The 22,333-nt window shown below is 59.3% G+C and carries 17 protein-coding genes; 13 read left to right on the top strand and 4 right to left on the bottom strand.

Annotated features, from left to right (window positions below):
• Positions 1-18 precede the first annotated feature (18 nt).
• The 11 genes from NKJ81_RS25545 (at position 19) to NKJ81_RS25495 (ending at position 12,054) form a co-directional block, all read left to right on the top strand.
• Entirely contained in the window at positions 19-1,128 is a 1,110-nt protein-coding gene (locus NKJ81_RS25545) for an electron transfer flavoprotein subunit alpha/FixB family protein (protein ID WP_352542075.1), read from the top strand.
• 8 nt (positions 1,129-1,136) lie between these two features.
• Positions 1,137-2,444 carry an FAD-binding protein gene (locus NKJ81_RS25540; protein ID WP_352542114.1) on the top strand — a complete coding sequence of 436 codons (1,308 nt, stop codon included), beginning with the start codon at positions 1,137-1,139 and terminating at the stop codon, positions 2,442-2,444.
• A gap of 11 nt (positions 2,445-2,455) precedes the next feature.
• Positions 2,456-2,755, top strand: a complete 300-nt coding sequence (locus NKJ81_RS25535) for a ferredoxin family protein (protein WP_023678245.1) — start codon at positions 2,456-2,458, stop codon at positions 2,753-2,755.
• A gap of 182 nt (positions 2,756-2,937) precedes the next feature.
• Entirely contained in the window at positions 2,938-4,701 is a 1,764-nt protein-coding gene (nifA, locus tag NKJ81_RS25530; RefSeq protein ID WP_352542074.1) for a nif-specific transcriptional activator NifA, read from the top strand.
• Between the two features lie 238 nt (positions 4,702-4,939).
• A complete protein-coding gene (gene nifB, locus NKJ81_RS25525) occupies positions 4,940-6,418 on the top strand; it encodes a nitrogenase cofactor biosynthesis protein NifB (RefSeq protein WP_352542073.1) in 1,479 nt (492 codons plus the stop codon).
• A gap of 32 nt (positions 6,419-6,450) precedes the next feature.
• Positions 6,451-6,645, top strand: a complete 195-nt coding sequence (locus NKJ81_RS32705; RefSeq protein ID WP_023678248.1) for a 4Fe-4S dicluster domain-containing protein — start codon at positions 6,451-6,453, stop codon at positions 6,643-6,645.
• A 99-nt stretch (positions 6,646-6,744) separates the two neighbouring features.
• Positions 6,745-7,065 carry a nitrogen fixation protein NifZ gene (locus NKJ81_RS25515; protein WP_352542072.1) on the top strand — a complete coding sequence of 107 codons (321 nt, stop codon included), beginning with the start codon at positions 6,745-6,747 and terminating at the stop codon, positions 7,063-7,065.
• Positions 7,062-7,274 carry a putative nitrogen fixation protein NifT gene (nifT, locus tag NKJ81_RS25510; protein WP_352542071.1) on the top strand — a complete coding sequence of 71 codons (213 nt, stop codon included), beginning with the start codon at positions 7,062-7,064 and terminating at the stop codon, positions 7,272-7,274. The genes NKJ81_RS25515 and nifT overlap by 4 nt, the downstream gene beginning before the upstream one ends.
• A gap of 37 nt (positions 7,275-7,311) precedes the next feature.
• Positions 7,312-8,217: an SIR2 family NAD-dependent protein deacylase gene (locus tag NKJ81_RS25505; RefSeq protein ID WP_352503021.1), complete on the top strand. Its 906-nt coding sequence runs from the start codon at positions 7,312-7,314 to the stop codon at positions 8,215-8,217.
• 73 nt (positions 8,218-8,290) lie between these two features.
• On the top strand, positions 8,291-10,159 hold the full coding sequence (locus NKJ81_RS25500; RefSeq protein WP_352542070.1) for an ABC transporter ATP-binding protein: 1,869 nt from the start codon (positions 8,291-8,293) through the stop codon (positions 10,157-10,159).
• Positions 10,159-12,054, top strand: coding sequence for an ABC transporter ATP-binding protein (locus tag NKJ81_RS25495; protein WP_352542069.1), 1,896 nt, complete (start codon positions 10,159-10,161; stop codon positions 12,052-12,054). The genes NKJ81_RS25500 and NKJ81_RS25495 overlap by 1 nt, the downstream gene beginning before the upstream one ends.
• 608 nt (positions 12,055-12,662) lie before the next feature.
• Here the strand turns inward: NKJ81_RS25495 and NKJ81_RS25490 are convergent.
• The 3 genes from NKJ81_RS25490 to nifA (NKJ81_RS25480) form a co-directional block, all read right to left on the bottom strand.
• Positions 12,663-13,703, bottom strand: a complete 1,041-nt coding sequence (locus NKJ81_RS25490; protein ID WP_352542068.1) for an LLM class flavin-dependent oxidoreductase — start codon at positions 13,701-13,703, stop codon at positions 12,663-12,665.
• Between the two features lie 91 nt (positions 13,704-13,794).
• The gene (hisC, locus tag NKJ81_RS25485; protein ID WP_352542067.1) at positions 13,795-14,934 is read right to left on the bottom strand and encodes a histidinol-phosphate transaminase; all 1,140 of its coding nucleotides are present in this window, start codon (positions 14,932-14,934) and stop codon (positions 13,795-13,797) included.
• A gap of 234 nt (positions 14,935-15,168) precedes the next feature.
• Entirely contained in the window at positions 15,169-16,941 is a 1,773-nt protein-coding gene (gene nifA / locus NKJ81_RS25480; RefSeq protein ID WP_352542113.1) for a nif-specific transcriptional activator NifA, read from the bottom strand.
• A 1,001-nt stretch (positions 16,942-17,942) separates the two neighbouring features.
• Here nifA (NKJ81_RS25480) and NKJ81_RS25475 point away from each other — a divergent pair.
• Positions 17,943-19,271, top strand: coding sequence for a dicarboxylate/amino acid:cation symporter (locus tag NKJ81_RS25475; RefSeq protein ID WP_023678259.1), 1,329 nt, complete (start codon positions 17,943-17,945; stop codon positions 19,269-19,271).
• A 302-nt stretch (positions 19,272-19,573) separates the two neighbouring features.
• Positions 19,574-20,605: a LacI family DNA-binding transcriptional regulator gene (locus NKJ81_RS25470; protein WP_352542066.1), complete on the top strand. Its 1,032-nt coding sequence runs from the start codon at positions 19,574-19,576 to the stop codon at positions 20,603-20,605.
• A gap of 580 nt (positions 20,606-21,185) precedes the next feature.
• On the opposite strand, the gene NKJ81_RS25465 is transcribed toward NKJ81_RS25470, so the two are convergent.
• Positions 21,186-22,115 carry a LysR family transcriptional regulator gene (locus NKJ81_RS25465; RefSeq protein ID WP_352494956.1) on the bottom strand — a complete coding sequence of 310 codons (930 nt, stop codon included), beginning with the start codon at positions 22,113-22,115 and terminating at the stop codon, positions 21,186-21,188.
• Between the last annotated feature and the right edge of the window lie 218 nt (positions 22,116-22,333).

Raw genomic sequence — 22,333 nt, 5'->3', positions numbered from 1 at the left:
GAGGGCAAGGATCAGACGATGTCGAACGCGAACCGAGAAACCCCTCGCCCTGCCGCCGGCCGTGCCGGCATAAAGAAGGAGCTGCCCGCGCATTTCAAGGACTACCGGCACGTTTGGGTTTTCATCGAGCTCGAACGCGGCCAGGTCCATCCCGTATCATTCGAACTGCTCGGCGAAGGCCGCAAGTTAGCAGACAAGCTTCAGGTCCAGCTTGCAGGCGTCGTGCTTGGACCGCCGGGAGAGGCCATCGGGAACGCCGTTGCCGAAGCGTTCGCTTATGGCGCCGACCTTGTCTACATCGTCGAGGCGCCGTTGCTCGCCGACTATCGGAACGAGCCATTCACCAAGGCGATGACGGATCTGGTCAATACCCACAAACCCGAGATCCTTCTTCTCGGTGCCACCACACTCGGCAGGGATCTTGCCGGCTCCGTGGCGACGACCTTGCAGACAGGGCTCACGGCCGACTGCACCGAACTTGATGTGGATACCGACGGTTCGCTCGCCGCCACCCGTCCGACTTTCGGCGGTTCCTTGCTGTGCACGATCTATACGCTCAATTTCCGCCCCCAGATGGCGACAGTGCGACCGAGGGTCATGCCAATGCCGCCGCGGGCGGATAAACCGGTCGGGCGTGTCATCCGGCACAAGCTCTCGGTAGCCGAGGACGAGATCGTTACCAAAGTCCTGGGCTTCCTGCCGGATAGTCAGTCGGCAAAGGCAAATCTTGCCTATGCCGACGTCGTGGTTGCGGGAGGCCTCGGTCTAGGCGCGGCGGAGAACCTGCAGCTTGTGAAGAATCTCGCGCGGGCAATCGGCGCCGAGCATGGCTGTTCGCGCCCGTTGGTCCAGAAGAGCTGGATGCCGGCTGATCGGCAGATCGGCCAAACTGGCAAGACCATCCGGCCGAAGCTTTACATAGCGGCCGGGATTTCCGGCGCCATCCAGCACCGGGTTGGCGTAGAGGGGGCGGATCTCATCGTGGCCATCAACACCGACCCGAACGCGCCGATTTTCGATTTCGCTCACCTCGGGATCGTCACCGACGCGATCCGCTTCCTGCCCGCACTGACGGAAGCCTTCACCCGGCGGCTGTCGCCCCACAGTCGCGATAAGCTTGCGAGCTAAGGATGGACATGATTGAGGAACAATTCGACGCCATTGTTATTGGGGCCGGCATGTCCGGAAACGCAGCTGCTTACACCATGGCCAGCCACGGCCTGAAGGTGCTGCAGTTGGAGCGGGGTGAATATCCGGGGTCCAAGAATGTCCAGGGTGCCATCATGTACGCGAACATGCTGGAGAAGATCATCCCGGATTTCCGGGACGATGCGCCTCTCGAGCGGCATTTGGTTGAACAGCGGCTTTGGGTGATGGACGACACGTCCCACACCGGGATTCACTATCGGTCGGACGACTTCAATGAGGCGAAGCCCAACCGCTACACGATCATCCGTGCCCAGTTCGATAAATGGTTTTCGCGTAAGGTGCGCGAGGCCGGCGCGACGGTTCTGTGCGAGACGACCGTGACGGAACTCATCCGTGACGCCAAGGACAGGGTGATCGGCGTCCGCACAGACCGGGCCGGCGGAGCCATCTACGCGGACGTGGTCGTCCTCGCAGAAGGTGTCTGCGGACTGCTTGGCACGCGGGCCGGCCTGCGCGAGATGCCGAAGCCGCAAACCGTGGCGCTCGCCGTCAAGGAAATGCATTTCCTCCCCGAAGAGGTCATTGAGCAGCGGTTCGGCCTCAAAGGCGATGAAGGCTGCGTGATCGAGGCGGTGGGCACGACCTCCCGCAGCATGGCCGGGCTCGGCTTCCTCTACACCAACAAGGAGTCGATCTCACTGGGCATTGGCTGCCTCGTCTCCGACTTCGCCGCGATGGTCGAGAGCCCTTACGTCCTCCTCGACGCATTAAAAACCCATCCTTCGATCCGGCCGCTGATTGCCGGCTCGGAAGTGAAAGAATATTCCGCGCATCTCATTCCCGAAGGCGGCTACAAGGCTATTCCGCAGCTCTTTGGCGACGGTTGGGTCGTGGTCGGCGATGCCGCGCAACTGAACAACGCCATTCACCGCGAGGGTTCGAACCTCGCCATGACCTCCGGCCGCATCGCGGCTGAGGCAATCATCGAGGTCAAGAGCCGCAACGGTCCTATGACCAAACGGAATCTCGCCCTTTACAAAGCCATGCTGGACAAGTCCTTCGTGGTCAAGGACCTAAGGAAATACAAAGACATGCCGGCCTTGCTCCACACCAATTCCTGGAATTACTTCACGACTTATCCGCGGTTGATGTCGCAAGCCGCGCAGAACTTCATGCGTGTCGACGGCACGCCGAAGACCGAGAAGGAAAAGGCGACCACGGCGGCCTTCATCAAGGCGCGCTCGCGCTGGGGGCTGGTCAGCGACGCGGTCCGCCTTGCATTGGCGTGGCGCTGAGGGGAGACGAAATGACGATCGCAGTGACGAAGTCACGTGTCGAGGACAAGCTTTACCAGAACCGCTACTTGGTGGATTCCGGCCGTCCGCATATCAAAGTGCGACCGCACGAGAGGCCAAGCGCGAACTTGCTCGCGCTGACCCACGTCTGCCCGGCGAAATGTTATGAGTTGAACGACAAAGGTCAAGTGGAGATCACCGCCGACGGCTGCATGGAGTGCGGCACCTGCCGGATTTTGTGCGAGACCAGTGGCGAGATCGAGTGGAACTATCCACGCGGCGGCTTCGGAGTCCTCTTCAAATTCGGATGACCGAGGCACGCACCGTATCAACAGGGTCAATCTTGATACACCTGAGGTCGGGACCAAGGCCAAGTCTATCTTTCCTTGAATTGCCGCGCCACGAAGAGAAGCTCGTGAATACTGTGCTTTCAGAATTCAGACTCAGATTCAAAAGGAGGAGCACTCTGGACGACAACCCCTGAGGTGTTTCCATGGCTCACGTACCGCAAGATCGGGTCGACGAGGTAGCACCTCGGGATACCCGCCCTGAACTGCCCATCAAAAGCATGCCCCAAGCAGATATCGCGCTCAGGGGACTCTACGAGATATCGAAGGTGCTGACCGCCCCCAGCGAGCTGGAGATTACGCTCGCCAATGTCGTGAACATCCTGCCTTCGTTTCTGCAGATGCGTCACGGAGCAATCGTCGTCCTGGACGCTGAAGGAGAGCCGGAGATTGCCGCAACTGCCGGCAATACCCACGCACTTCAATCAGGCACTCGCCGCGTCATACCACAGGCCGTAACAGATCAAATCGTCGCTACGGGGACGCCGCTGTTCATACCGGACGTCCGCAAGTCCCAACTATTTCAGGCTGACCTTCAAACATCTTCGAGCAGCGGCACCATCCCAATTGCCTTTATCGGTATCCCGCTAAAGGCTGATCATAAAATCCTTGGGACATTGTCGATCGACCGCGCCGGAGACGGCGCCACCGACTTTCGCGACGACGAGGACACATACTTCCTGACGATGGTCGCCAACCTTGTCGGCCGGACGATCCGTCTCCATCGCATCCTGAGTACAGATCGTCAGCGGTCTGTCCATGAGCAATGGAGACCGGAGAAATCGCCCAACGAGGGGAGGACCTACGACCCTGCCCGGCATGCGGATGTCAAAATCGACGGGATCATCGGGGAAAGCCCCGCACTCAAGCAGGTGCTCGAAACCGTCTCGGTCGTAGCAGGGACCAATTCCACCGTGCTACTGCGGGGTGAAAGCGGCACCGGCAAGGAATTCTTTGCGCAAGCCATCCATAAGCTCTCACGTCGGAGGAAGAGGTCTTTCGTCAAATTGAACTGCGCCGCACTGTCTGAAAGCGTTCTGGAGTCAGAACTGTTTGGGCATGAAAAGGGCGCTTTCACGGGTGCTATCTCCCAGCGCGCCGGTCGTTTTGAATTGGCAAATGAGGGAACGCTGCTACTTGATGAAATCGGCGAGATTTCGCCGGCCTTTCAAGCCAAGCTGTTGCGTGTCTTGCAGGAAGGCGAATTGGAGCGAGTCGGCGGCACCAAAACGCTACAGGTCGACGTGCGCCTCATATGCGCCACCAACAAGGATCTCGAGACGGCCGTCATAAAAGGGGAGTTCAGGGCCGACCTTTATTACCGCATCAATGTGGTGCCAATTATCCTGCCTCCGCTCAGAGAGCGACCCGGCGATATTCCACGCCTTGCGAACGCCTTCCTCAATCGATTCAACAAGGAGAACGATCGCGCACTCGCCTTCGCGCCGTCGGCGCTTGACCTGATCTCGCAATGCTACTTCCCTGGTAACGTCCGCGAGCTGGAGAACTGCGTCCAAAGGACGGCCACACTTGCGCGTTCAAGGACGGTCACGCCATCCGATTTCGCCTGTAAGAAGAGCCAGTGCCTTTCCTGGCTCCTCTGGAAGCGAGCCGACCGCTCGAATGGCGGCAATGCCATCGACGATCTCGCACGGGTCAACGCAGTGCCGGTCGGATTGCGGCTGCCGGCCAGTCGCATCGGTGTCTCCGCAGGCAAGGTATCTCCCCTTACGGCCGGCGATCCGAACGATCCCGCTTGTCCCCCGCGTCTGACGGAACGCGACCGGCTGATCGACGCGATGGACAAAGCCGGGTGGGTTCAGGCCAGGGCGGCTCGTATCCTCGGCCTCACGCCGCGGCAAATCGGCTACGCCCTGCGCCGGCATGGTATCGACGTGAAGAAATTCTAGACGTTGTGATGACGTCAAACGTAAGCCCGGAGTAGTCTCCCTCACACTCTGCGCGCCCAAGGCTGGTAGCCTTCGCGACCCGATTTGCTTGTCCACTGTCGGAAGCCCGACAAAGGTGTGTCGGAGCAATCCGACGGAATCCGACACGAAAGCCAATTCGTGAACCAAAACCGCTCTTTGAGCTGGCATAGCTCTTGCGGTTTGAACTGCGACATTCACCCAGCAACGGAGCCGTTCGATGTCCGCACCGGCAATTTCGCTTGAGAGCCTCAGCACGACATTCGATGACCAGTTGCTTGCCACCGTGAAAGCCGGTGGCTGCGCGTCTTCGTCCTGCGGCTCGTCGATAAAGCCGGACGACACGGATCCGGCTGTCTGGGACAAGATCAAGGATCACCCCTGCTTTTCAGAAGAGGCGCATCACTATTTCGCGCGCATGCACGTCGCGGTCGCGCCCAGCTGCAATATCCAGTGCAACTACTGCAATCGCAAATATAACTGCGCCAACGAAAGCCGGCCTGGGGTGGTCTCCGAAAAGCTGACGCCCGACCAGGCGCTACGCAAGGTGATCGCGGTCGCCAACGAGGTGCCGCAGCTCTCCGTGCTCGGCATCGCCGGACCGGGCGATGCCTGTTACGACTGGAAGAAGACGAAGGCAACGTTCGAACGAGTTGCCAGGGAAATCCCAGACATCAAGTTTTGCATCTCCACGAATGGGCTCGCGCTGCCGGACCATGTCGATGAGCTTGCCGACATGAATGTCGATCACGTGACGATCACCATCAACATGGTCGACCCTGAGGTCGGTGCAAAGATCTATCCTTGGATCTTTTACGACCATCGCCGCTACTTCGGCATCGAAGCCGCCCGGATCCTGCACGAGCGGCAGATGTTGGGTCTGGAGATGCTGACCGCGCGCGGCATCCTCACCAAAATCAATTCGGTGATGATCCCCGGCGTGAACGATGAGCATCTGATCGAGGTGAATAGATGGGTCAAGGAGCGAGGCGCGTTCCTGCACAACCTCATGCCGCTGATTTCGGACCCGGCGCACGGCACGCACTACGGACTGAGCGGGCAACGCGGCCCAAACGCAATGGAGATGAAGGCTCTTCAGGATCGTGTCGAAGGCGGCGCCCAGTTGATGCGCCACTGCCGGCAGTGCCGGGCAGATGCCGTCGGCCTGCTCGGTGAGGATCGTGGCCAGGAATTCACAGTCGACCGAATTCCCGGCGAGGTCACCTACGATGCCAGCAATCGCAAGGCCTATCGGGAGCTGGTCGCGGAGGAGCGCCGTGATCACGTGGCGGCTAGGAGAGAAGCGATCGGATTGGTCAAGGCAGCGAGCCCCGGCAAGTCCCTTCTCTTCGCAGTGGCGACCAAGGGCGGCGGCCGCGTCAATGAACATTTCGGCCATGCGAAGGAATTCCAGGTTTACGAAGCCTCGCCGAGAGGGATCAGCTTTGTCGGGCATCGCAAGGTCGAGCAGTATTGTCTCGGGGGCTGGGGCGGAGAAGCCGCCCTGGATGGCGTCATCGCTGCGCTTGAGGGCATAGATGTCGTGCTGTGCGCCAAGATCGGAAACTGCCCGCAGGATCAGCTCGCCGACGCTGGAATCCAAGCCACCGACGCATATGCCCACGACTATATCGAGACCGCAATCAGCGCGATTTACGCGGCCGCGTCTGGGACCCCCGCACTCGCGGCGACGGCCTGAGCGCGTCTCATCCATTCGGACCAGGAGTTAAAATGGCTTTCAAGATCATCGCATCCCAATGCACCCAATGCGGCGCCTGCGAATTCGAGTGTCCCTCCGGCGCGATCAAGTTCAAAGGCGAGAGCTATGTGATCGAGCCGCAAAAGTGCACCGAGTGCGAGGGGGTCTTCGATGCGCAGCAATGTGCCTCGGTATGCCCGGTGCCGAAGACCTGCGTTCCTGCGTGACGAACATTGGGCTGCCGACATGGTCGGGGATGCCTTCGCAGGACGCCTGGAACGCCTTTGTTCACAATCTGCAGCCTCAAGAGAAATCAGGGAACGGACATGTCGCTCGGACGCGAAGAGGAGGTCGAAATCCGCAGGCCTCCACGATTCATGCCGGGAGAGCGGGTACGTGCCACTCGCCACATAAAGAATGACGGCACCTATCCTGGCAGGGAGATCGGCGAAAATCTCGTGCGGAAGGGCGACGAGGGATATGTGCGCGACATTGGCACCTTTCTCCAGCAGTTCTTCATCTATGCGGTCGAATGGGTCGACCGTGGCACCGTCGTCGGCATGCGAGCGCGTGAACTGATGAGCCTCGACAAAGCCGAGGCGCCCTGCAGTGCTGAAAGCAATACCAATGAAGGGACGGCCAGATGAAAGTCATGATCCGCAGGACCGAGGCTGGCTTGTCGGCGTATGTCCCGAAGAAGGACCTCGAAGAGCCGATCATCAAGCTCGAGAAGGAAGAGTTGTGGGGCGGAACTGTGACGCTCAGGAACGGGTGGCGGCTCCTCCTACCCGATCTTCCACGGGATACGCGTCTGCCGATCACCGTCGAGGCAAGGAAGGTTTCCGAACAGGACTGATGCTGCCCCTTGATAGGTGCGTCGCGAGGAAACGAGCATGAACACGATCCTGACATCGGGCCACCTCGTCATCGTGCGGGACAGTTTTGCCGAAAAGCTGCTTGACCTGGCGAAGGAAGCGCTCGCCGCCGATGAGGTGATCCCCTATCTCGGTCCGGGTCTTCTTGGGTTCAACTGTGCGGAACCGCCTGTGCCACATACGCCGGAGGTCGTTGCCGCGGCACTCAATGCACGGGCGCCAGCCCCTTCCAGGATCCGCACCAATATGTGGTCGGTTGCGCAGTTCATCGAACAGCGCCGGCATCGCCGGACGCTTCAAGCTTGGATGACCGACATATTCGCAGCGCCGGTGGCGCCGACCCTCCTCCACGCCTGGCTCGCAAGGCTGCCGCTCTCCCTCATCGTCGACAGCTGGTACGACGGCGCGATGCGCACGGCTCTCGTAGAGACCGGCCGAACGGACGTCGTTGAGATACAAGGCGTCACGCGGGCGAACGAAATCGGTAACATTTGGACGAAAACCTACGATTTGTCCGGGAGGGAACTCGACCCCCGATCGGGGGCGAAGACGGTTCTCTATACACCTCACGGGAGTATTAGGCCGGCGCAAAACTTTCTCGTCGCAGATTCCGACTATGTCGAAGTCCTGACCGAAATCGATATCCAGACACCGATCCCAGACGTGGTGAAGGAACGGCGCATCACCCGTGGACTTTTCTTCGTTGGCTGCCGCTTCAACGATCAGATGCTGCGCACCTACGCCAGGCAGATCATGAAGCGCTCCCGAGGTCCATATTGCGCGGTAATGGACGCGGAAACGCTGACCCGAAACGAAGCGCGTTTCCTTGCGGCAAGCGGAATCACGGTGATCGACATGCCAGTAAGTGAAGCCGCGGCTCGGCTTATAGGAACGCGCCCTGCTGCAGGTGGTGGACTGGATTAACAATGGCGGGCTCCTTTGATGATTGGTCCTTCGGCTTGCCTCGAAGGCGCAAAATGCAGTCGGGAATACACCCGTGAGCAGTGATGCTATCGGCAGCGCAACGAACGCTCTGAATTCGTTGACCGATGTGGAAGCGGCGCGCTGGGGCCGGGATTTGAGTACGCTGTTGCGCATCACGCGTATGAATTTGCGGCATCCCTGGCAGGTCGCCTTCGCTATGGGCTCGACGATCATGGCGGCAATCCTCCAGTTGCTCATTCCCCAGCTGCTCGGCCGGGCTGTCGACCAGACCCAGACAGCCATCGGGGGCGGTGTCGCGGGGACCGCGGCAGGACAAGCGCTCTGGATTCCGGCTCTCCTGCTGCTCGCCGTCAGCGCGCTACGCGGCCTTTTCACGATGGCGCAGAACTTTTTTGCCGAAGCCGTCGGGCATCATGTCGCGTACGAACTGCGGCTCGCCTACTACGACAAGATCCAGCGTCTCAGCTTTTCCTTTCACGACCGGGTCCATTCAGGCGATCTGATCACCATCGGAATGCTCGATCTCCAAGGCGTGCGGATGTATTTTTCCACCGCGCTCGTTCGCGTGGTCCTGCTCACCATGCTGATCGGGATCGGCGCCTACATGATGATCTCGACCGATCCCATGCTCGGCCTGGTCGCGCTGAGCTTCGTGCCTTTTGTCGCCTGGCGCTCATCGACCACACAGCTTAGGCTGCGCGCCACCTGGCTCGACCTCTATGAGCGCCTTTCGGTACTAAGCCGCGTGATGAAGGAAAATCTCGCAGGCATCCGCGTGGTCCGCGCTTTTGCGGCTCAATCCTATGAGATGCTGAAGTTCGACCGCGCTTCCAAGAACGCGCTCGGCCTCGCCAACGATCTCGTTGACATCTACGTACCCAGCACGTCGGCGATGACCTTGTCCTTCTTTTTCGCAATGGGATTGGTGCTTTGGATCGGTGGCAACAAGCTCGTCGCTGGCGAGATCAGCGTCGGAACCATGGCGACCTTCCTGACCTTCATGACCATCCTGCAAATGCCAGTCCGCCAGATCGGCCTCATGGTCAATGCCTTTGCCCGCGCTTCTAGCTGCGGTTCGCGGCTTTTCGGTCTCCTCGATCAGGAGATCACAATCAGGGATGCTCTCGAGGCCAGACCGCTTGAGATAAGCGACGGCACTCTGCGCTTCCACAATGTCTCATTTGCGTACCCCAACGCCGAAAACCGCGCCATTCTGAAGAACCTCAGCTTTGAGGCCCGCAGAGGCGAGACGATCGCGATCGTCGGTCCGCCGGGTTCCGGCAAATCGACGATGGCTCATCTGGTCCCCCGCTTTTACGACGTGACCGGTGGCGCCATCACTTTGGACGGCCAGGACATACGCAATGTCACCCTCGAGAGCCTTCGCAAGGCGGTCGCGGTTGTACAGCAGGATGCGTTCCTGTTCACCACCACGATCGAGAACAACATCGCTTATGGCGATCCTTGGGCGAAGAGACAGCGAATTGAACACGCTGGCGAATTCGCCCAGCTCCACGACTACATTCTCGGGCTCCCAGCAGGGTATGAGACGGTCGTGGGCGAACGCGGCGTTTCTCTCTCTGGCGGCCAGCGCCAGCGTCTCACGATTGCTCGCACCATGATGCTGCGCCCCTCTGTCGTCGTTTTCGACGACTCAATGGCCGCGATCGATGCCGGCACCGAGCAGCGCATTCGCGCGGCGATGCGGCGGTTCGCCAAGGATCGGGTGACGATCATCATCGCGCACCGGCTGAGTGCGCTTATGCATGCCGATCAAATCCTTTTTGTCGATAACGGCGAAATCGTAGAACGCGGCACCCATGAAGAGCTTCTGGCGAAGCGGGGACGCTACAGGGCCCTTTACGATCTCCAGACGCGCCCGGGTCATGACAATATGACCCAGTATGGGGGCGCCCGCTGATGGCGCAGGGCCGCGCCGGCGAAGTCGAAGCCGAACGTGACGACGGTAGACGCCCTCCGCGCGCGGTTGTCGGCTCGCACCGCATCGAGGAGGAGATGTTCGGCCGGGCTTTCGACAAGAGCATCCTCCGGCGCATCTGGGCCTTCGTCCGTCCCTATCGGGCCAGGGTAGTCATCACGATTGCAGCAATGCTGATCTTCACCGGGACGCAGCTTCTCATCCCGTTGATCATCCGCTACGCGATCGACCAGGGCATGAACCCGGCAAGGACCGATCGCTCAGCCCAGCTTGCGGCCGTCGGCGCGTTCGTTTTGGCGATTTTGGTCAATTTCGCTGCCGGCTACATGCAGGAAACCGTGGTTGGGAAAGTGGCCGAAACTGTCCTGTTCGACATCCGCCGCGCCATGTTTGGCCATCTGCAGAAGGTTTCGCTCTCCTTCATGGACAAGACCGAGGTCGGGCGCCTCATGTCGCGCCTGCAAGGCGACGTCAACTCCATACAGGAATTCCTCGAAACCTCGGTATATTCCGTAGGCGATGTTGCGCTTCTCTTCGGCATCGTTTTCGTAATGCTGTGGCTCGACTTCCGCCTCGGCCTCCTGACGCTCTCGGTTCTGCCGATCCTGGTGATCGTCCGCATTGTCTGGCTGCCACGTGCCCGCGACGCCTTCATGGCTGCACACGAAACCAATTCCGTCGTCAATGGCGCGCTGGCCGAAGCCATTCACGGCGTGCGGACCATACAGTCAATGGATCGCCAGCAGGTGAATTTCATTCTTTTTGACGACCGGGCCCATGCCAACCTCAGGACCCAACTGATCGCTGCCAGATATGCACTGGCGATATTGCCCATCGTCGATGGCCTCACCGGCCTCGCCTTGGCCGCCGTTATTGTGGTCGGCGGCTCGATGGTCGTGAATAGCCGCATAGATGTGGGGGTTTTGGTTGCCTACCTGTTTTACATCCAGCGCTTCTTTGACCCGATCCGCTCACTCACCCTGCAATATTCGATCATGCAGCGCGCCATGGCCTCAGGCAAGCGCCTGACCGATGTGCTCGACGTCAAGATCGATGTTCAGGACAAACCCAATGCCGAGGTGCTTTCGCCCGAAATGGACGGCTCGGTCGAGTTTAGGGACGTCACCTTCGGCTACAATCCGAACCGTTCGGTGCTGAAAAATGTCTCCTTCCGGGTCAATCCCGGCGAGACGGTCGCACTGGTCGGGCCGAGCGGTTCTGGCAAATCGAGCGCGATGGCCCTGGTCCACCGCTTCTATGATGTTCAGCAGGGCCAAGTGCTGGTCGGCGGACATGATGTGCGCGATCTCACCCAGGAATCGCTCGGCCGCCAGGTCGCCATGGTGCTGCAGGAGCCGTTCCTGTTCACCGGGACGGTCTTCGAGAACATTCGATACCACAAGACGGAAGCCACGCGCGACAAGGTGATCGAGGCCGCCAAGGCGGTCGGCGCCCACGACTTCATAATGAGCCTCGCCGACGGGTATGAGACCCAACTTGGCGAACGCGGCGACAACTTATCTCTCGGCCAGCGCCAGCTTATCAGTTTCGCCCGCGCCCTCGTCGCCGACGCCAAGATCCTCGTGCTCGACGAAGCTACCGCCAACATCGACAGCTACACGGAAATGCAGATTCAGAAGGCTCTGATAAAGCTGCTTGAAGGGCGCACTGGCCTCGTCATCGCCCACCGTCTTGCCACGATCCGGGGTGCCGACCGCATCATCGTGCTTCAGAATGGCCAAGTTATTGCGACTGGCAACCACGATCAGCTAATAGCCATGGGGGGCCTGTATTCCAAACTCTACAATCTCAACTACGCCTCCTTTGACGATTTTCCAGAACACGATACGACCGTACAAGCCGGCTCCCAGACCTGACGTCTTGGCGGCCTTGTGGTACTGACATTGACTTCGGGCGTGCCGGCGGACACTCAGGCCGCCGCAGACGAGGAAGCAGGCAGCATTCATGCAAAGCACTCGCGCGGATCGTGAAGACCGGCTGCGAACGATTTCCTCCAGCGTCGTTATCCGACCGCGGTGCACGCCGCGACATCGGGCGAACTCGCTCCAGGTGGTGTCGCTCGGCGTAGCAAAGCCGCTCGCGAGCGCGCCCTCAACAGCGCCGTAGCGAGTGACGGCTTTGCTACCGCCGAGCCGCTGATGAAGCTGGATGCGGGAGCCGCCACCGGCGCCGCCCCGGTCGAGAAGACCTCTTGCGGCGGGCTATGGGCAACGACTAGCGCGAGCGCGACGAGCAGATGCGTGCCGGCATCGTGACGCGCTCGGCCATCATCTCCTTAGGATCGTGCAGTCTCACACCGTGCCCAGATGCCGGCCAACGCACAAACCTGGTAATCTGTGCCGCCGGCTCGTCGTCAGTTTGGCCTCCCTCACGATTTCCCAATCCCCACCACGTGCACGCTCGAGCAATGTGAGGGAGCGCTGTTACAACGATTTACGTTCGGATCAGACGGCGAATTTCATGGTCAGACAAGTCGAGCCATGATTTCGGATTGAATGGTCGTCGCGGTGTACAGGGAAGCATCTAGCGGCAGATTTCCAAATGCCAGTTGACAAAGCAGGTAGTTGGCACCTGCCTCTTCCAACTGATCTAACAGAGCTTTTCGCACAGATTCTGCTGATCCTACCACGCACAATTCACGCTCTATTGCCTCATCGAAGGTCAGCGGCAGGTTTGGTGGAGTCGGGATGGCATTAAGGTCGTAAAGGAATTGGAAGCTCTTGAGCCATCGTTCGTAAGCAGGTGCCGCGATCGAATACGCGTCTGTTTCAGAACGCCCAATCACCACCATTCGGAGCAATCCAATAAATAGCGCTCGATCGCCCGTGTCATTGTTGTCCTCTCGATAGCCGCGGAACGCATCAGTAGTTTTGCGAACAGAAGAGGAAGGCCCTACACACGCGATGTTTGCTCCATTCGCAGCGGCCCAGGCTGCGGACTCGGGTCGATTGGCGGCGACCCATGTCGGCGGATGTGGACGCTGATGAGGTCTTAGCGTCAAAGGAACGTCATTGAGCTCAAAATGGCGGCCTTGATAGCACAGCGTGCCAACCTTCATGGCATTAACAAGTATTTCAACAAGAATTTCGCTGGCTTCCGCATAGCGGCCCGGCACCGCGTCCGCACCAATCCCGAAGTAACCCAATTCGATCGGGAGAGCACCGCGCCCTATGCCCAGTTCGAGCCTGCCACCGCTCAACTGGTCCAGCATACAGATCTCTTCGAACGCACGCAGCGGATGATAAAGCGCAAGCAGCATCACCAAGGGTCCGAGACGCAGGCGCCGGGTGCGCTGGGCGACGCTCGATAAGAACAGATTCGGCGATGGACCTCTCCCATGGGGGGTACAGTGGTGCTCTGCGAGATGATAGGCATAGAACCCTAGCTGATCGCACGCCTCTGCTAATATCAGGCGATCTTCGTACTGCCGGGCGATATCGAGGCCGTCCTCGTCCAGATGATCGAAGATGCCGAAGGCTAGGTTTGAAGGAAAGACGTTTGTCACTCGATATTGTCCCCGATTTTAAAGAAAAATGTTGTCGTGCTTGGGTGACCAAGCAAGTCTAAAGATAGCAATGTGTGATATCGGATTAGCGTCAGCGTACCGAACGAGCAGAGCCTGACGCTCCCCTGCCCGTGGTGCTTGGTATGTTTAAGCTTCCAACTATATCGCGAGCGGCAGCAAGAAATGCATCCAATTGCTCTTTTGTGCCGATGCTGACGCGGATGCAATGTTCCAAACCATTATCCGGAAAGTAGGCAACGAGTATCTTTTGCCTTTCCAAGGCTGCTTGCCACCATGAGCCGTCCTGTCCCGCTGGTACACGGGCTAGCAAGAAATTTGCGTGGGAGGGCGTTACGGAAAATCCAAGTTGCGACAGTGCGGCTGTCACTCGCTGTCGTTCATGTCTGATGTGCTTGTGGTTCTCTGCGTAGGCGCCGCGATGCGCAAGCACGCTGATACCAACCGCATGCCCAATCACGTTCATGTTGAAGACGTTCTGGATGTTGCGCAGCCTGCCAATAATCTCAGGGTGACCGAAACCGAAACCGACGCGAATGCCGGCGGCGGCATAGCTCTTCGAAAATGTTCTCAAGATCAGAAGGTTCGAATAACGGTTGATGAGGCGCAGCCCGTGATCGGGTGCAAAGTCGACGTAGGCCTCATCAAGGACGACCAGGCGATCCGATTGTGCCACGAGGCGTTCGATATTGCTTATCGAGAGGAATGTTCCGGTCGGATTGTTTGGATTGGCCACCAGAATGAACTTGGCGTCTTTTGCCGGACCGGAAAGCAATTGCTCCATTGGCAGCGAATGAGTTTGACATCCGATCTCGAGAAACTCAGCACCATGCAACATGGCAAGTTTGCGGTTGAACGAAAACCCTGGCGATATCATCGCCACCTTGTCGCCAGGGGCGAGGAAAGCTCTGTAGATGAGTCCGAGCAGTTCAGACGACCCGTTGCCTGCGATGACCTGATCCGTGGATACGCCATAGGTATTGGACGCTGCTTCCCTCAAGCTGATGTTATCGTCGTCCGGATACAGATACTGGCGATTGAGGGCCGCCACTGCACTTTGCATTATGATTGGCGGCAACGGAAACGGGTTCTCATTCGTATTCAGCTTGACAAAACTTCTGTCCGGCGCTGGTCCGTTGGACGGCAGAGCATCTAACTGTCGCGTCCCTTGCGGAAGAGACGAAAGCACAGCTTGCAGTTTTGCATCGGACATATTTTATCTCCGTTTCAGTCGCACAGGGCATCCGTATGAGCTCGCAACGAGAGCAACATGGCGGACGGATTGACGATGGCAGCGTCGCCTTTCACAAGATGGTCGCAACGCCGGCTGCCACGGGAATTCGGCCAGGCTGTCCTCGGTCGGATCGACTTGACGCGGACGCGGATCTGCATCCCTGCGCGGGCCAAGCCGCTAAGCGGTCTCAGCTAATCCGCCTGAGTCATGCTTTCACAGACGCTTGACCTCGATGCCGTATTTCCTCAGCACGTAGCCAATCTGGCGCGGGGTCAGTCCAAGCAGGCGCGCCGCCTTTGCCTGCACCCAGCCACATCTTTCCATGGCAGCAATGACGCGCTCGGCGTCGGTGGTCCTCGCGCCCAATGAGTGGGTTGCTCCGGCAGGCGGGACTGTGGTGGCGGCCGAACGAGCGGCCGCATCCGGCGGCGTGGCCGGATTCACTGCCTCTGGGAGGATCGGCGCTGGTTGCAGCGCGGCCTTGCCCGATCTGCTCTTCCGCAGCGCCTCGGCAAAGCATTGGTCGTGGGAGCACGCAAAGTCGTTTCTCCCGATTGATCGTCCCTCCGCCAGGATCGCTGTCCGGTGCACGCAATTTTCAAGCTCGCGAATGTTGCCGGGAAATTCACATTTCATCAGTACTTCAATCGCACGCGCATCGAAGGTCAGCGTACGGCCGTTCTCATCGTTGAAATTCTTGAGAAACTCAGCTGCGAGGAGCGGAATATCGCTGCGCCTTTGGCGTAATGCCGGCACCAGCAAGGGAACCACGTTGATGCGATAATATAGGTCGGCGCGGAACTCATTCCTTGCAACCGCCTCTTCAAGGTTCCTGTTCGTGGCGGCAATCACGCGAACGTCGACCTTGATGGTCTGGTTGCTGCCGACGCGCTCAAACTCCTGCTCCTGCAGCACGCGCAGTAGCTTTGCCTGGAAGGAGGCCGAGATCTCGCCGATCTCATCCAGAAACAACGTCCCCTTGTCGGCGAGCTCAAAGCGACCCTTGCGGGAATTGAACGCGCTTGTGAAGGCACCCTTCTCATGACCGAACAATTCGGATTCCAGGACTGCCTCTGGCAGCGCTGCACAATTGAGTTTGATGAAGGGCCGCTTGGCGCGCGGCGACAACTCGTGAATTGCCTTGGCGACCAGCTCCTTCCCGGTACCGGATTCGCCTCGCAACAGAACCGTGGTCTTTGCCTTAGCTACCACTGCGATCTTCTCGAGCAGCGCGCTTAGCGCCGGACTATCGCCAATCATCCCCTTGACGTGAACCTTCTTGCGCTGCGGTGCAGGGTGCTTGACATCAGAGAATTGCGTTTGCAGCCGATCTTCCACCTCTGTCGGTCGTTCGCGGTCGCCCGCGGAGAAGCGGTGCAACTTGACTGTCTGTCCCACCATGTTGGCGATCATGGTGAGCAGCCGGACATCATAATCGAGCCGATACGTTGACCTGCTGTCCAAGGCGCGGTCGATAGTCAGCGTGCCTACGGCGTTCCCATCAACACGAATGGGAACGCCGATGAAGGACACGGGGTCGGAGGCCCCAAGCACCTCTATGTCAGCGGCAGTGAAGGCCGAATGCACCGCTATGTTCTCGGCGACGAGCGGCGTGTCCGTCGTCACAATCCGATCGATTGCCTTGCGCGGCAGACGCATCCGGGAGCGCTCATCGCTGTTCTCGTCGCAGCCGGTGACTACGGTGATGTCCAGTATGCCCTCAGCGTCGAAGAGAGCGATGATGCCGTGCCGCATCTGCACAAACGAGGGCAGGAGATCGACGACCTTGGCCAACGTGACTTCGAGCCGGGCGGGGTCGGTGAGTACTTTCGATATTTCGAAGATGCCGGTAAGCGCGTGCTCGTGCGATGGCACAAAAGGGACCGCGGTGTTCGTCTCGGACTTTGGGTAAGCCCTTTTCGCATCCGGAAGCGAAATGCGGCACTCGCTGGCATTTTGTTCTGATTTGGGAATGTTGTAGTGCATGTGATCCTCGATCTCGCGCCATGAAATGCATGCCTGCGGCATGTGCGCCCGCGACGTCGCGGGCAAGCGCGAAAATGCTCTGACGTGAACTCGTGCCACCGCCGTGTGGTCGAGTGCAAAGCGGGTCGACCCCTGACGCATCGCTTGGCTCTCCCTCCATGAAGCTTGGCCACGTTCTCGGCTTGCACGGGGGCAACCACACGTTGATTTTCAAAAGACTGGAGCGAGGCGGGATAGTCAATCGAGCTTTCTTTCATTCGTGAAAGGAAACCTCGCGGCCTATGATAGAATTCATCAGTTCTAATTTTTGTCGGCGATGTTGAACGACAGAAATACGGCGCCGGCGATGCGGTGCCCGAGCGGCTGACCGCGCCGAGTATAAATTGCCGGGTGCCATTCACCAGCGCCTGCGAACCAGGGGCGGGAGCGATAATCACTGCCGACGACACTGGTCGGTCGCGGCAACCGCCATTTCCTCGATATTGATGACGGAGATAAGGCGGCGGCATCGCGTGTGAAGGCGCGAAGCTGGCGGTCGAGCGCGGCTTTTTCGGCGGTGCTCGGAACTTCTGAACCGCATCGTCGCGGTCAGCACCAGCGGCGTCAATCCCTACGTCTCGACGTCGCTTTCAAGCTGTCGCTGCAGCGGCAGCGCGGCAAAGAACACGGCAATTCTCCGCTCTGGTGCCAGCGATGCGGCCCTTCCCAAAGTCGGCAAACCGAGGAGCCCACCACGATGTGCAGCAAAACCGCAAGCCAGAGAGATCGACCGGCAATCTGCCGGAGAACATCAAGCGCGTGCTGGACGGCGGCCTTGTCATTCCCGTCTTGTGCCACCGCATTCATCCCATCATTGGCGAGCCAACGTCAGTTCAGGTCATGCGGATCCATTTGGCATGGGTATTGCGGCGGCGTTGGTGCAGCGTTCGACCGGAGCGCCGCGATAGGGAGAAGCCCGGGAGAAGTCACGCCACCTCGATCCGGTCAGGGAGAGAGAAACAGTGTCAGCTGCACAAGTCCGCGGCGCGAGTCCCGCGCCCCGCAAACCCTTCTATGCCAAGCTTTACGCGCAGGTGCTTGCCGCCATCGCCCTCGGCGTCGCAATTGGCTATTTCTATCCGGGGACCGGCGAGAGCCTGAAGCCGCTGGGTGATGCCTTCATCAAGCTGGTCAAGATGATCATCGCGCCTGTCATCTTCCTGACAATTGCGACCGGCATTGCCGGCATGAACGATCTTCACAAGGTCGGCCGGGTCGCCGGCAAGGCAATGGTCTATTTCCTCACCTTCTCGACGCTCGCGCTGATCGTCGGCCTGATCGTCGCCAATGTCGTCCAGCCTGGCGCCGGCCTCAACATCGATCCGGCCTCGCTCGATGTCCAGGCCGTGAATACCTATGCCGCAAAGGCCCACGAGCAGTCGGTCACCGGCTTCCTGATGAACATCATCCCGCCAACGATTGTCGGTGCCTTCGCGGAAGGCGACATCCTGCAGGTGCTGTTCTTCTCGGTTCTGTTCGGCATGGCGCTCGCGATGGCCGGAGAGACGGGCAAGCCTGTCGTTTCCTTCCTTCAGGCGCTCATCGCGCCTGTCTTCAAGCTCGTCGGCATTCTGATGAAAGCCGCGCCGATCGGCGCTTTCGGCGCAATGGCCTTCACCATTGGCAGATATGGCATCGGTTCGGTCGTCAACCTCGCGATGCTGGTCGCGACGTTTTATTTCACCGCCTTCCTCTTCGTGTTCGGGGTTCTCGGCGCGGTCTGCCGCTACAACGGCTTTTCGATCTGTTCTCTTATTCGCTACATCAAGGAAGAGCTGCTGCTTGTCCTCGCAACGTCCTCCTCGGAGGCCGCGCTCCCCTCGCTCATGCAGAAGATGGAGAAGGCGGGCGCCAGGCGTTCGGTTGTGGGTCTCGTCATCCCGGCCGGATATTCGTTCAATCTGGACGGCACGAATATCTACATGACCCTGGCGGCCCTCTTCATCGCGCAGGCGACGAACACGGATCTGTCAATCGGCGATCAGGTGCTGCTGCTGCTCGTTGCGATGCTTTCCTCTAAGGGCGCTGCAGGTGTAACAGGTGCGGGCTTCATCACCCTGGCTGCTACGCTCGCCGTAGTTCCGAGTGTTCCCGTTGCTGGGATGGCACTGATACTCGGCATCGACCGCTTCATGTCCGAATGCCGGGCGCTGACGAATTGCGTCGGCAACGCAGTGGCATCCCTCGTCGTTGCCCGCTGGGAAGGAGAATTGGACCGAGCGCAGATGAAAGCCGCCTTCTGCGGTCATCAGCTTGCCGAGGCATCAAACCGGCTATCCTCCGCCGAGTAAGGGCGACGCACCGCGACCGGTTTCGCCAAGCTGGTCACATGACCTGAACGATCGACTCGCAGGCTCTAAACGGCGCCTCACGGACCATGTATCAGAAGCGCTAAATGTGTGAGTGCAAATCATCGCCGCCCTAAGCGAATGAACCTTCCGTTATACCCGGCCGGTCTACGTCTGGAGTAGTCCAATACGCTGTCGATCATTCAGTATGCGGGCGTCTTCACTTTGCCCACCCGAAAGCATTGTCGAATCACGCTAGGTGACAGAGAGCCAGCCTGCGTCAAAAACCAATCAGAATAGGACCCATGACCAAGCGCCCCACAATTACCGATCTCGCCCGCGAAGCCCGAGTCAGCGTAGCAACGGTCGATCGGGTTCTGAACGCCCGCCATCCGGTGCGCGAGGAGACCGCGCGGCGGGTCCACGACGCCGCCCACGCGATCGGCTATCATGCTGCCGGGCTCATCAAGCAGCGCTTGCGGCGAGACCTACCGTGCTACCGTCTGGGCTTCATCTTGAGAAAACCGGCCCAGCATTTCTACCAAGACTTTGCGCGCGAGGTCGAAGCGTCGGTCAATTTGGCCCAGTCCTTCCACGGCATTCCGCTCATCCAATTCGCCCCGTCACATATGCCGAACGACCTAATCGCACCGCTCAAGGATTTGGGCGCACGCTGCCATGCGATCGCGATGGTGGCACCGGACCACCCAAAAATTACAGCAGCGGTTGAGGACCTCAAGGCCAAAGGCATTCCGGTTTTCTCGCTGCTTTCCGACTTCGCCGCCGGCGTGCGACAGGGCTATATCGGCCTCAACAACCGCAAGGTGGGGCGCACGGCCGCTTGGATGGTGTCCAAGGTCGCAAAACGGCCCGGCAAGGTGGCGGTGTTTGTCGGTAGCCATCGTTTCCAGGGGCACGAGCTCCGTGACGTCGGCTTTCGCTCCTATTGCCGTGAGAACGCGCCGACGTTCGAGGTGCTCGATCCGCTTGTGAACCTGGAGAAACGGCAGGTCACCTACGAGGCAACGCTTGATCTCATGCAGCGGGAACCCGAGCTCGTCGGCTTCTATGTCGCCGGCGGCGGCATGGAGGGCGCCATCTCCGCGGTCCGGGAAGAGGGTAAAAGTCGCGATCTCGTCGCGATCGTGAATGAAATCACGCCGGAATCTCGGGCGGCACTCGCTGATAACATCATCACGATGGCGGTCGCCACGCCAATGCGCCGGCTTTCCCAGGAGCTGATAACGCTGATGACGCGGGCTATCGAGACCGGCACTGCTGAAACACCAGGACAGACATTTCTGCCGTTCGACATCCATCTGCCGGAAAATATATGAAACTGATGGCTTCTATCGTAAGCGGGGAGTTTCCTTTCATGAATGAGAGAAAGTTGATTGATTATCCCATCCACGCGGGGTAGCCGCACCCCACAGGCCTCAGCCGCGGCCCAGGATGAAGCGCCGATTGGGTGAACGGATCGGCCGCGCGTTCAGCCCGAAGCGCGAGGTAAATTGCCTACATCCGCAGCGTCGACCTCGACCGGCTTCATTGCCAACATCTCGACGTTGTCGGTGCAGGGCGGTGTCGTCAAGGATGCCTCACGCCAGTAGCCGAGCGAGGCCGGCACAGTCCATTGGGATTGACCTCGTCGACCGGCATCTCCTCGCCTGGTCGCGCGTGAAAAGCCGCGGCAAGGCCGGCAAAGTTGGCATTTGAGTGGGGCTAGACATCTTCTGGGACTTCGCACGCGAAATCGGAGGCGGCAGTCAACTCAGCACCAGCCCGGGCATGTGTTCTGCTCGTTCTTGGCCCTCGTACTCAGCAAGGAACTGCGCCGCTCTGCCGAGCCAAAGGCCTGACGCCCGAATGGCAACCGCTCCTACGCGATCGCGACCGCCTCCAGGAAGCCCGAGACGCTCAATAGCTTTCAGGCAAAGGCGCCAGGCGAGATGCCTCCTGCAACATCATTTCCCGCATCCACAGGCTTGCCGGATCAGTATTGTGAAGCGCGGGCCATTGGACGGCCTCCGTGAATGCGGGATGAGGAAGTGGCGGCGGAAGTCCGACAATCCGCAGGGGTGTTGTTTTTGCGAAATGCTGCGCCAGCCGTAAGGGCATGGTCCCGATGCGGTTGGTGCCTGATAGGACGGGCGCGATCAGGCTAAAGCCCTGTACGACGACCTCGATACGTCTCTCGAAACCGTGCTCGAGCAAATACCACTCCTCCATGGTGGGCTGCCGGGTGTGCCTGAATTTGAGCACGACATGCCCCATCGACAAGTATCGCTCGAATGTAAGTGGCTCTGACAGCTGCTTGTTCGTGCCGCAGCCTACGCATACGAGCATATCTTCGAACAGGGCTGCGCGAGGATGTTTCGACATGAACACTTCCGGCATAATCAGAAAATCAACGTCGCCGCGCCGGAGAAGCTCCTCGGGGTCGTCGCAAATAGGCAGACATTCGAAGCGGACGGCGGGAGCTTCCCGCGCAGTACGCTCTACGATCCTCTTAAAAAGCACGAGCGTGAGGTAATCGGAAAGCATGATTCGGAAGAGACGATCCGATTGGGCTGGGTTAAAGGCGTCGGAGGAAATAATCGATAGCTGGATGTGCAGCAATGCGTCCCGGACTGCTGGGGCAAGCCCCTCCGCGCGCGGTGTCAAAATGAGCTCGCGGCCGTTCATCGTAAATAGCTCATTGCTGAAGTAGGCGCGTAACCGAGCGACGGCGGCGCTCATGGCCGGCTGGCTCAGATTAATACTGTTGGCCGCGGCAGTGACTTTACGCTCCCTGATCAGAGCGTCCAGCACAACGAGGAGATTCAGATCCAGCCCCTTAAACCGCATATCCTGATCTATCCAGCGTGTGGATGGGCATCATCTAAACAATCAATTTTACGAATTTACGAACCATGCATTAGAGGAACGTAAATGACCGACGTCAAGCTCAAATCGACGGCGCCGCCACACGGGCGGGAACATCGAGAGAGCTCATTGGCGAGCCCCACCGGCTGGCTCACCGTCGCTAACGACAACGGTTGAGTGCAGCCAACAACGCCGCCGCT

The sequence above is a fragment of the Mesorhizobium sp. M0018 genome (assembly GCF_040323955.1).
Lineage (GTDB): Bacteria > Pseudomonadota > Alphaproteobacteria > Rhizobiales > Rhizobiaceae > Mesorhizobium.
Note: the sequence above shows the minus strand (reverse complement) of the source record. Positions and strands in the feature narration are given on the sequence as shown.

Coding starts and splice junctions, on each gene's coding strand:
- NKJ81_RS25515 (WP_352542072.1), top strand. CDS start 6,745: ATGTCGCTCGGACGCGAAGAGGAGGTCGAAATCCGCAGGCCTCCACGA.
- NKJ81_RS25540 (WP_352542114.1), top strand. CDS start 1,137: ATGATTGAGGAACAATTCGACGCCATTGTTATTGGGGCCGGCATGTCC.
- NKJ81_RS25505 (WP_352503021.1), top strand. CDS start 7,312: ATGAACACGATCCTGACATCGGGCCACCTCGTCATCGTGCGGGACAGT.
- hisC (WP_352542067.1), bottom strand. CDS start 14,934: ATGTCCGATGCAAAACTGCAAGCTGTGCTTTCGTCTCTTCCGCAAGGG.
- NKJ81_RS25470 (WP_352542066.1), top strand. CDS start 19,574: ATGACCAAGCGCCCCACAATTACCGATCTCGCCCGCGAAGCCCGAGTC.
- nifT (WP_352542071.1), top strand. CDS start 7,062: ATGAAAGTCATGATCCGCAGGACCGAGGCTGGCTTGTCGGCGTATGTC.
- NKJ81_RS25465 (WP_352494956.1), bottom strand. CDS start 22,115: ATGCGGTTTAAGGGGCTGGATCTGAATCTCCTCGTTGTGCTGGACGCT.
- NKJ81_RS25495 (WP_352542069.1), top strand. CDS start 10,159: ATGGCGCAGGGCCGCGCCGGCGAAGTCGAAGCCGAACGTGACGACGGT.
- NKJ81_RS25535 (WP_023678245.1), top strand. CDS start 2,456: ATGACGATCGCAGTGACGAAGTCACGTGTCGAGGACAAGCTTTACCAG.
- NKJ81_RS32705 (WP_023678248.1), top strand. CDS start 6,451: ATGGCTTTCAAGATCATCGCATCCCAATGCACCCAATGCGGCGCCTGC.
- NKJ81_RS25545 (WP_352542075.1), top strand. CDS start 19: ATGTCGAACGCGAACCGAGAAACCCCTCGCCCTGCCGCCGGCCGTGCC.
- nifA (WP_352542074.1), top strand. CDS start 2,938: ATGGCTCACGTACCGCAAGATCGGGTCGACGAGGTAGCACCTCGGGAT.
- nifB (WP_352542073.1), top strand. CDS start 4,940: ATGTCCGCACCGGCAATTTCGCTTGAGAGCCTCAGCACGACATTCGAT.
- nifA (WP_352542113.1), bottom strand. CDS start 16,941: ATGCACTACAACATTCCCAAATCAGAACAAAATGCCAGCGAGTGCCGC.